Origin of the sequence: Congzhengia minquanensis (assembly GCF_014384785.1) — a bacterium.
Taxonomy (GTDB): Bacteria; Bacillota; Clostridia; order UBA1381; family UBA9506; genus Congzhengia; species Congzhengia minquanensis.
Genome location: NZ_JACRSU010000001.1, coordinates 546,603 through 557,941, shown reverse-complemented (window position 1 = coordinate 557,941; position 11,339 = coordinate 546,603). Strand labels below are relative to the sequence as shown.

The 11,339-nt window shown below is 44.6% G+C and carries 4 protein-coding genes; all 4 read left to right on the top strand.

The window, feature by feature from the left end:
• The first annotated feature begins 14 nt into the window (after window positions 1-14).
• The 4 genes from H8698_RS02570 to H8698_RS02555 are packed head-to-tail and all read left to right on the top strand — an operon-like array spanning window position 15 to window position 11,266.
• The gene (locus H8698_RS02570; protein ID WP_249311050.1) at window positions 15-2,846 is read left to right on the top strand and encodes an S-layer homology domain-containing protein; all 2,832 of its coding nucleotides are present in this window, start codon (window positions 15-17) and stop codon (window positions 2,844-2,846) included.
• A 25-nt stretch (window positions 2,847-2,871) separates the two neighbouring features.
• Entirely contained in the window at window positions 2,872-4,638 is a 1,767-nt protein-coding gene (locus H8698_RS02565; RefSeq protein WP_249311049.1) for an S-layer homology domain-containing protein, read from the top strand.
• Complete coding sequence (locus tag H8698_RS02560; protein WP_249311048.1) at window positions 4,639-8,868, top strand: S-layer homology domain-containing protein; 4,230 nt, start codon at window positions 4,639-4,641, stop codon at window positions 8,866-8,868. It abuts the gene before it with no gap.
• Between the two features lie 19 nt (window positions 8,869-8,887).
• Window positions 8,888-11,266, top strand: coding sequence for a hypothetical protein (locus tag H8698_RS02555; protein ID WP_249311047.1), 2,379 nt, complete (start codon window positions 8,888-8,890; stop codon window positions 11,264-11,266).
• Window positions 11,267-11,339 lie beyond the last annotated feature (73 nt).

Genomic DNA, 11,339 nt, shown 5'->3' with positions numbered 1-11,339 from the left:
AAGGAGGGTTCTAAATGGTTTGGCCCAAACGAATCATTTCATGGTTTTTAACATTCATTATGATTTCAGGGACATGCGCACTCAGTATGACTGCTCAGGCGAAAGAAGAAACCGAAGTTGCTGCAGGGGAACAGTCTGCGGCAAAAGCGGAGGATACAGCCATTGCAGAAAAGTTGACCAAGCTGGGTGTGATTGACGAATTTGATACGCAAACACTTACAAATACAATTAAGCGGTTTGAAATTATTCCACTGCTCATGGAATTAGCCGGCTTGAACAACGGCGCTGAAACCAGCGCCGTTACCTCGCCCTTTCTTGACATCAGCGCATTTGACAAGCAAATTGGCGCATATAGTACGCTATACAAACAGGGGTATATTACAGGCGACGAAAACAGAATGTTCCGCCCGAACGATTTGTTAACATATAACGAAGCAGTTACACTTGTTATTAATATAATGGGTTACAAGCTGTTTGCCATGCGAAACGGTGGATATCCTTCTGGGTATCTATACACGGCAAATGTCTGCAAACTGTTAGACGGGCTTACCGGTCAGGGCAGCGACCCCATTGTGTGGTATGATGTTTGCCGAATTTTAAATCATGCAATGGATGCAGATGCTGTGGTTGTTACAAATTATACCGGCGATGGTGAGGCAGAGTTCACCTTAGACAAAGAACGAACCATTTTAGAAGACCGTTATAGCATTACGAAGACTGCGGGCATTGTTACAGGTAACGAAAACACCCGCTTGCGTTCGTCCGATTCAACAGGCATCGGCCAATATCAAATTGAAATAGACCGTACGGTTTATAATACGCCCGATGCAGAATACGCGCAATTTTTAGGAAAAGCAGTTTATGCGTATCTTAAGAAAAACGAACAAGGGGAATTTGACGTTCTTTATTTAGAAGAAATTCCGAAAAAGAACACAGAATATAGGCTTGATGCAGCGGATATCCTATTTTCTGAAACTACTGGCAGCAAAATTTATTATACGGATAAAAATGACAGCAAAAAACATATCAGCTTAGATGCTGCAAATCTTGTGGTAATTTATAACGGCAAAAGTCACACGGGATACGGTGCCCTTTCCGACATACTCCCAAAAAATGGATATCTCACTGCGTTGGACAACACAGGCGACCAAATATCGGACGTGCTGTTTATAAACGAGTTTCAAAACTTTATTATTGATAGCTACGATTCTTACACCAATACTTATTATGAAAAATATACCAAAGAGCCGCTGCGTTTAGACCCGGCGGAGGACGATTTGCGAATTTATAATGCGGACGGCAGTGCGGCGACAATCGACAAACTTGTCCGCGGCACGTTTATCAGCTTTATGCAGACAGAAAATTCCAAAGGTTATCGTTTGATTACTGTCACAATTAATTCCAAAAGTGTTGCAGGGCAGCTTGACGAAATATTCGAAGGAGACAAATACCTGATTAACGGTACTTACTATGAGCTGGCTAATAATATGAAGCAATATATTTCCCAAGGTCTGGTTGCAGCACCTAAGGTTGGGCAGACGGCAGCATTTTATCTGGATTTGGCAGGCAGAATTGGTTATTACGACCGTGACGCGGCGCAAATTAAAGGACAGTATGCCGTTGTTATGGGAACAGAAGTTACGGGAGCCATTGCAAATGCTATCAGCTTAAAGTTGTTTACCGACGAGGGGAAAATCATTGATGTTAAAACTACAAAAAATTTAAATATGGACGGTAAGCGCTATACCTTAAGCAACAAATCCGAAATAGAAAAAGTGCTGCCGCTCATTCCGGTAGGCGACATTATCATCTTTTCCATGAACGGTGAAAATGTGAACTATATTGATACACCCGCGCCGAATTCAGTAGCAGAAAATCCACTGGGGGATGCAGGAAATTTAAATCTTATTGCCAGTGGATCGGAATTTAGAGCGAGAAATGGTATGTGTCACGGAACGGATCCTTCGCAAAATAAATTTGTGGTGAAATCGAATGAAACAGTAATTTTTTCAACGCCAAGCATGGATAAGCTGCTGGAAGACACCGACGAGTATGCTGTTACGAAAAAACTGAACACATCAAAGCTTTTGTACGGACAGTATCAGAATACTGCAACCAGACAAAACATTGAGTATTTTGCAGCATATAATCTTGAAGACACAAAAGTCGGCATTTCGACCTGTCTTTTGCTGCGGGGCGCAGGCGGCACAGGCGCTTCTGGACTTTCCAGAAGTTCCCGTTTTCATGTATTTACAAAGTTTACCGATTCCCTTGATGCAGACGGAGTACATATGAAGCGGGCGTATTATTATGAAAACGGCGAGGAGGGAAGCTGTCTGGTTCACGATGAAGTCCGCTACAGCTATACCCGGGCTGGGAATGCGGCTGGCGATCTTGTCCCGCTGAACAATGTTGAATTGTGTCCTGGAGACGTGTTTCAGTTTTCTACTGATTCAAATGGTTATATCAATGCGATCAATGTAGTATATCGCGCGGATCAGAGCGACATAAAGAGCACCTATCAACCCGACATTGCAAAAAAAGAGCTTGCGTGGCTTACGTTTCCTTCCTATTCCATGGAATTTAACATCAACGATGGTGAGGGCGCGGCTGTTGGAAGATTTATCGACATTGATATAAAGAACAGCATCATGCTGTTCGATATGGAAGACTCTGAAAAATCCTATCAAATTGCGGTGGATAAAGCGTCCTTTGAATTGTTCCGTACAGATAGCTTAAAGGGGGAACCGGCAACCAGCGCATCATTAATGGAGGGCGATGTCGTTCTTATCAGATCGGAAACGGGTTACGATGCAAGCGCGGCTCAAATTCTAATTCTCAGATAGCACCAAAGCGGAAAGGAGAAAAGAAATGCTGAAAAAATGTTTAATCGTTATCATGTCTAGCCTCATTGCGTTGATTCCGGTTACCGTATGCACTGCGGCAAGTGTGACAGAAATTGTGGCAGATGTTAATATTTATACCGTAACAATCCGTGCAACTGCAGATGCAAAAGGGGATTATCCGCTTAAGGTGTATCGTATGGTAAACGGCGAGCCGGAATCGGAACCGGTGTATATGGGACAGACCGAATCGGCCCCTGCTATTTGGGAAAAAGTTGTGGGTGAGGGGGAAAACAAACGTGTAATTACTCTTTACACCTACACCTTTGATCCCTTTGAACTGGATGTAATGTCAAAATCGGGCAAATATCTTGCTGTGGTGGGCGACAGCGCCTCACAGGAATTTTCGTTCATTAACAAACAGGATAAAATTGTCTTCTACAATCAAATATCTGCTGCGGCGGAAAGCGAACTAAACACCCTACTTCAATCTGGCGCAGATGACGGTCTGGTTGATTTTGACCTTGGCAATTATTTTTCTTATAGTACCAAAATCCAGACGGCGTTTAACACCGCCCTTGCAAGTTTTGAACTGCCGGTGCTTTCAGATGATGCATCAGACGAAGAAATCCGTTTTTTTGAGACGCTGCTGAAAGAAGAGTTTGCACGTCTGCTGGCAGCCGGAGATTTTTTGTCGGCAGACAGCACCGGTTTTGACAGTGCTGTGAAACAGGCAACCGAGTTAAATCTCGACTTGAAATTTTATGACCACGAAAAGTTAAAACTTTCACCCGCGGCGGTACATTCGCGTATGCAGGACGTGCTTCCATACAATTTAGAGAACTATCAAGTGCAAAATACGTTTAACTTTGCGGTGCTAATGGCGATGCTGGACACGGCAAGCTACGGTTTTGTAACCGAGGCGCTTGACTATTACAACGGGAAATGCGTCAATTTAAGTGATAAACATACAAAAGAGTTTGACGATGTGGATTTTAACAATTTAAGCAGTGAACTGAAAAAAGTAGCATCTAACATAAAAAACGCTTCGCAGTTAGAAACAAAATACGATGAAATTGCAGAAAAAATTGAAACCGAAAAAAACAAAGAAGAAACCGGCGGCGGAAGTTCAGGCGGTTCAGGCGGTGGCAGCAGCTCGGGGAGAGGAAATTCCAACCGCAACGACGTAAGCGGAGCGGTTACTAATGACTTGCTTCCGTCTGAAAATACCAACGAGGTAATAACTGAAGCATTCCATGACTTGAATACTGTTAGCTGGGCGAAGGAGGCAATTTGCTACCTAGCAGACAAGAATGTGTTAAACGGCAGGGAAAACGGCTTGTTTTACCCCGATGATTTGGTAACACGGGAAGAATTTGTAAAAATGATTACCCTGGCATTGCATATTTTAGATGACAGCGCTGAGACAGGCTTTACCGACGTTGAGTGCGGCCGCTGGAGCTATCCTTATATTGCAAGCGGTGTTGCCGCAGCAATTATCAACGGTGTTTCGGAGCAGAAATTTGCGCCTGAGGCATTTATTACCCGACAGGATATGGCGGTTATCGTATTCCGCGCTGCACAGTGCATGAAACTGGAACTAAGCGGGACAGCAGCATTCAGTGACGAAAATGAAATTTCCGACTATGCAAAAAATGCGGTATCTCATCTTGCAGGCACGGGAATCGTGAATGGTGTTGGAAACGGGCTTTTTGCACCGAAAGACGCTGTTACCCGTGCACAGGCCGCAAAAATCATTTATGAACTTGTCATGGCGAACGGAGGGATGAAATAAATGAAACCAAAATTGATTTGCACCTTCCTTATGGTGTTAATGCTGTTGACATCTGTTTCAACATACGCGGTGAAACGTCCGGTAGAGACAAAAACATTTAATATATTAGAGAACTTCGGTTCCTTTAACACGGAAGAAGATTTGTCTCCGATTAAATCAAGAAACGGTACGGTTTCATGGGAAAAGAACGGTGCACCCGGCGGCAGCGGTGGTGCAATAAAGGTGGAAATTTCAGACATATATGGCTATGCGTGTGTTGATGTGCCCAATGTTATCGGTGAAACATATGATATTTCCTTTTACGCAAAGGTTGCCTCGGGTACGCAGCCCTTTAGTGTGCCGCTGCGGTTTGAAGACCAAACATACGGAAAAACACTTTTGTCAAGTACACTTTCAACAAGCTGGAAGAAATATTCTTTTACATATATCAGTGACGGCAAAAAAAATGACGGAACCGACACACAGGACGCGCTTCGCTTGTTTTGTCTGCGTGGTGAAGGATTGGTCGGAAACACATATTTTATGGACGAACTGACGGTGACGCCCCGCGAAACGGTAGAGTATGACTGGGAAAGCTTTAACGGGGTAAGTGATACAGCCTCACGCGACGTGATACCGGCAGACGATGGCTTTGCTACGGAGCGGCCGATAAACAGCACGACGTTTTCTGATATTGCCGGGCACTGGTCCGAGCAAACGGTGAATATGCTGGCTGCTTCCAGCATTGTGTCTGGCATGGGTGACGGAAGTTTTCAGCCGGACGGTTCAGTTACCCGCGGCCAGTTTATTACCCTTGCCATGAACCTGATGCGGTTAGATCCTCTGCCATACCGGGGTATGTATAAAGACGTTAAAAGCTCTGACTGGTTTGCAGGAAACCTGCAAAGTGCGTATAATATGGGTTTTATTCATCCGGTCATGACGGCTGGGGATAATTTTCTGCCAAACCAGCCCATAACTCGCGGAGAGGCAGCATATATTTTGGAGAAAATTGCAATACAACGCGGTGCACAGCCTAAAGAAGATGCACCTGTATTTATAGATAAAGATGCAATTCCTTCCTGGGCAAAAACCGCGGTGGCCAACGCTGCACAGTACGGTATCATTTCCGGCTATCCGGACAGGAGCTTCCGTCCAGCTGACAGCATTTCCCGCGGAGAGGCGGCATCCATGCTTTACAGGCTAATCGAAAGCTACAGCAGACTAGCAGTGTATGTCGACGGTGAACAAGGGAACGACGAAAACAATGGAACCGAAAAACGCCCCGTCGCCACCGTTGAGGCGGCAAGAAAACTGGTTCAGCCCTTTCTCACCGAAATGCAGAACCACATTTATGTGTATATTAAAGGCGGAACCTATTTTTTAACACAGCCTATAAGATTTTCCACTGTAGACTCGGGCAGCAACGGCTTCAGTGTAATTTACACCGCATGGGGAAATGAAGAACCGATATTTTCCGGAGGCAGGGAATATAAAAACTTTATTCTGCACGATAAAGAAAAAAACATTTATAAAACATATGTAGGCGCAGGCACCATAGCACGGCAAGTTTATATTAACGGAGTGCGTGCCGTCCGTGCAAAAAATGATGAAAGCCGGGAAGGCTATTTAAGCCGAAACGGCGTATTGAAAAATCCAGTTAAGGATGTGGACGCATGCACCGTAACCTGTGACAATCCTGAGCTTGCAGCGCTTACCAATCAAACCGATATTGAGGCGGTTTACTGTGAGGAGTGGACCAACCCCCGGGGAAAAATAAAGAGCATTGCGCTAAATGATGAGGGTAAGTGCGTTATCACGTTCACACCCGAATCCTGGAAAATTATTCACACTACAAACTCGGCTACACATCCGTCCAACGGCCCTATGTGGCTTGAAAATGCCTATGAACTGTTAAATGCTGAGGGCGAGTGGTATTTAAATAAAAATGACGGGTATTTGTATTATAAACCCCGTAAAAATGAAGACCCTGCCACCATGACGGCAACAATTCCGGTGCTAAATCACGGACTGTTAATAGTAGGTGACGACACCGACAACAAAATTCACAACTTAAAGTTTAACCAACTAACATTTGAGTCTTTTGCCTGGAACTGGCCTTCAACTGAGGCAGCAGCCTATCGGGACAGCCAGCTGAACACACTATCATATCCCGGTGACGGCAGAATTACAGGAACTGCGGAAGACGCGGCTGTGACGCTGGCCGACGCGGCGTATGTAGATATTACGAACTGCACCGTCCGTAATGTGGGCGGCGCAGGCATTGGTTTCCGTCAAATTTACCAGCACTGTGATTTAATTGGAAACCATGTGTATAACACGGCAGGCGGCGGCATTAATCTTGGCTGCGCAAGTGCTGAAGCAAGCGATGTCAATAAATTTCGAAAACCCAAGGAGTATAAATATTTTCGAACCGACTGCAACGTGTTAAATAATAACATTCACGACTGCGGCTTAGACTACCGCGGCTGTGTCGGGCTTTCCATCTCCTGGCTAAAAAATTCTGACGTGTCCTACAACGAAATTTATAACATTAACTATTCCGGCATGCACATCGGCTGGGGCTGGGGATCTTACGCCGGTTCAGGCAGTGCAACCGTGGGACTGAATTTGACGCACAACTACATTCACGACACCTGTAAAGATTTTGTCTGCGACAGCGGAGGTATTTACGCATTAGGCGCCACAGGAGGCTGGGAAGGCAACTATAACAAAATTTGCAACAACTATTTTGAAAATATGCGGGGCACACCAACGGCAATTTATCCCGATGAAGGCTCCACCTATTGGGAAATCGCAAATAACGTGGTAGATATTCGGGAAGTTCCCAATATGAACAACAGAAAATATACCGATTGGAGCCTGGAATGGCTTTGTATCCACCAGCCCACCATCCGCTACAACTGGATTCATGATAATTTTGCAACAACAGAAAAATATCGCTTAAACAGTACTTATAACGATTTTACAAATGCTGAGGTATATTCTGATGGAAACTGGCCGGAAAAAGCCCGTGCAATTATTGACGAAGCAGGACTTCCTGAAGCATATCATACCCGGTTTCCCGATTCCATTCAGCGCCTGCGTGTGCTGAACCGTGAAAACTTATACAGCATTAAATCCGGCGACACCTTAACGGTTGACATTGTGGGCTACAAACGGAAACTGAATGAGGTGAAAATTCCTTATAATCAGCTGTATTTCTACTCCACAGATGAAACAGTTGCCGTCGTTGATGAAAACGGTGTGATTACAGGTGTTGGTTCCGGCAGATGCAACATTCATGCACAGTTTTTAGACGGCGATGTGTACCGCGATGTTTATATTGAGCTTGTCTGTGACGACGTTGCCGTGGATTTTGAGACCAAGCGGGATGTATATTATGTTCTGCAGGATGCCTCGGCGGATATTGGAGCAAGTGCAGTTACCTTTTCCGGTTTAAAGGTTCCTGTCGAAAACGCAGCATATACCGTAGCAGACCCTGAAATTGCAAGTGTGAGTGAAGACGGTGTTATTTCAGGTCTCAGCGTCGGCAGCACCACAATCCATGCGGCGTTTGACATGAACGGGGTAAAGAAAGAGATGGATATTCCGGTGCATGTTATCCGTTATGTGAAGGATGACACCATAAGCTTCTTGGATTCTTCGATAAAGCTTACGGAAAACAGTCCATTCTTTTCAGCAAATAAATGGTCCGACGGTGCGCTCTTAAAAAGCGGAGGCGTGTCGATAGCATCGTCAAAACCGTCTTATTATCTGAACGCGCTGAAAGATGAGGTGATTAGCTTCGACCTGACGATTAACAATCCGAACACATGGCCGTCGCTGGCGCTGGGCATTAAAAATGAAGCTTGGAGCTACACCAACGGCGATACATATTTAATCGGATTTAAGCCTGATATTATAGAACTGCAGCGCTTTAACAAGGGCGTGCGCACCATGATTTACGGTGATAGCACTTATACGCCAATCGGTGGAGCGGGCTATCCCAATCTACTTGATAACGGCAAGACCATGTTCGAATATGGAAAGCGGTATTCTGTAACCGTGGGTACTATAGATGAAAAAGACGGCACCAGAATCATATTGATTATAAACGACAAACCGATTTTTGATTATCTTGATAAGGGCGAGGGGCATGTAACAGGCGGCGGTTTGTTCGGCGTATATGCTTTTCAGGGTGACTTTTTACTGCAGCCCTACACAGGACAAAAGTTTTCGGATGACTAAGCGTTAAGGGAGGATAAAAATGAAACGATTTCAAACATTTTTTATGGTTGTTTTATTGCTGACAATGTACTGGTCGCTCCCCATACAGACATCAGCGTCTGATAACAGCTACCCGTATGTCTGTGAGAGTTTTGAGGACGGGAATAAAAATAATGTTTCCATTGCCGCGGATACAGGTGAAATTATGACCGTAACGCCTGGTGCAGGCGATACTGCTTATGCGCTTCGTCACACAGTAACGGAAATAGGCGGCGAACTCAAAATTCCGCTAAACAGCGCGGGCTTTGCCCCAGGACAAAATCTAAGGGCCGGGGCATGGATTCGCCTGAAAACGGAAACTGCTGATAAAACGGTTATATTTATGCTGTGCGGTTCAACTTTAAACGGTGAGGAGGCTTCATTCGACCTTGTGTCGTACCCAGATTTAGCTGTTGACACGTGGACGTATGTGACTGTTTCAGAATTTTGGAACGGTGTTTTCACGAACGGAGAAATATGCGACCGCACGCAATCCATATATTTAAAAGTGCGCATTGGTACGGGCAATACTAAGGTAGACGCGGCGGACGGTGAATCTATTACCTACGATATTGACGATATTATTTTTGAACCCACTGTGCATGGTGCAGCAGCCGAAAAAGGTATAAATATTGTTAAAAACAGTACTTTTGCAGACGGAAAAAGCAGCTGGGGCGGAACATGTGCGGTTGTAAAATCAGAGGACGCTCCCGAAGGTGGAGAATATGCAAAAATAGAAGCAACTACGGCAGGATGGATGCAGATTACACAAGAGCTGACCTTTGCCGCAAACCATATGTATTACATTTCTTATTGGATTAAAGGAGAAAAAGCTTTTAACGGCAAGGGCGAAGCGGTAGACACTGCAGGGGTTTATATGCTACAGTCGGCGAGAAGCCGTGTGGTGGACACCAACAGTTACAACACCGACTTGCCCGGATACGTAATACCGGAGTTCCCTGTAGACGGACAGTGGCATAAGATTGAGTTTTATTACCAATTTGAATTTAAAACCTTTACCAACCAGCAGTTTAACACCATTTTTAGAGTTTTTCCTCACGGTATGAAGGACACGCCATCAACAGGTCTGTTTGGAATTGATGATATAAAAATTGTGGATATGGGTGCAGTTGCTAACGGCGGGTTTGAGTCAAACGATCACACGGTTCAAAAGTTTTTAAATCCTACCGGAGAATTAAACAAAAGTAAGGTGACAGAAACAGAACAGAACGTGCTTGGCTGGAATGAAGAAAAAGTAGAAACTCAGCTTGTTGCAGACATTCGTCCTGCAAGTACTGGAAAACAAAGCATGTGTGTCAGTATTTTAGAGGATGGCGGCTATGCATATCAAGGTATTGGACTTGACAAGGCCGACACCGACTATAAAATTAGCTTCTGGGCAAAGGGTGAAACAGAAGATAAAGAGGGCGTTCCCTTTTCTTTGGTACTGGACCGTTCTGTATCAAAACCCGGCGGTGACCAGGAAAGCTATCTTGTGCCGGAGGTGGAATATTATACAGGTAAGCAGGAAGTAAACACCGACGGTTCCATGGGAACTTGGCGTTTAACAGGCGACTGGACGTATTATGAATGTTTGATATCAAACCGATTTGCGCTAAAAGATGACCTGACAACCCCGAATGAACACACTATTCCCAGACTTCCGTTTCTTTCCTTTAACGTAGACGGAAATAGCTCGGGTACAGTTTATTATTTAGATGATATTACGATTCGAGAGTACGACCCGGAAACGGATACGGACATGGAAAACGCTCATCCCTATTGCACAGATGTTTCTTTTGCAGGGAACTCTTACGAAACGGGTGCTATCAGTGTACGGTATAATTTTCATAGCCTGTGCGGAGCAGACGAGGGCCAAACCCTTCTTCGCATGTTTCAAAAAACAGACGAGGGCGAAGTTTTCATCTGCGCGACAACAGAAAAAACCATACAAATTCCTGTAGGGCTTGCCGGCGAAACCATTCGGGTGGAGCTGGTGCCTATTGATGACAGACAAACCATTGGCAGTTTATATTTTAGTGAATACACGGTAACCCCTTGTGTTACGGTTGTATCGGAAATCACAAAATGGGATGAAAATACAGGTGAAATCAGCGCGGCGGTCACCATTACCAACCGTGCGCAAATCAGTGAAGAACAGCCTGTTACTATTATTCTTGCAGTATATGATGCAAAAAACAAAATGGTAGGTTATAAAACAGTGCAGACGGAATTTGGCCCAAGTGATTCCGTAAATACAGGAGTAATTTTAGCGGCACCACCGGAAGCAGCGAAGGCTAAGCTTTATGTCTGGAGTGGCAGCGTGCTTGCTGAAACTGGAAAAACCGTATATTCTAAAGTGGTTACACGAACCAAATAGAATATCTAATACTATATTATTGCAGTTTAAAATAAATGGGCCGCTTAAAAAAGTTGGCATATGCACCTATTTG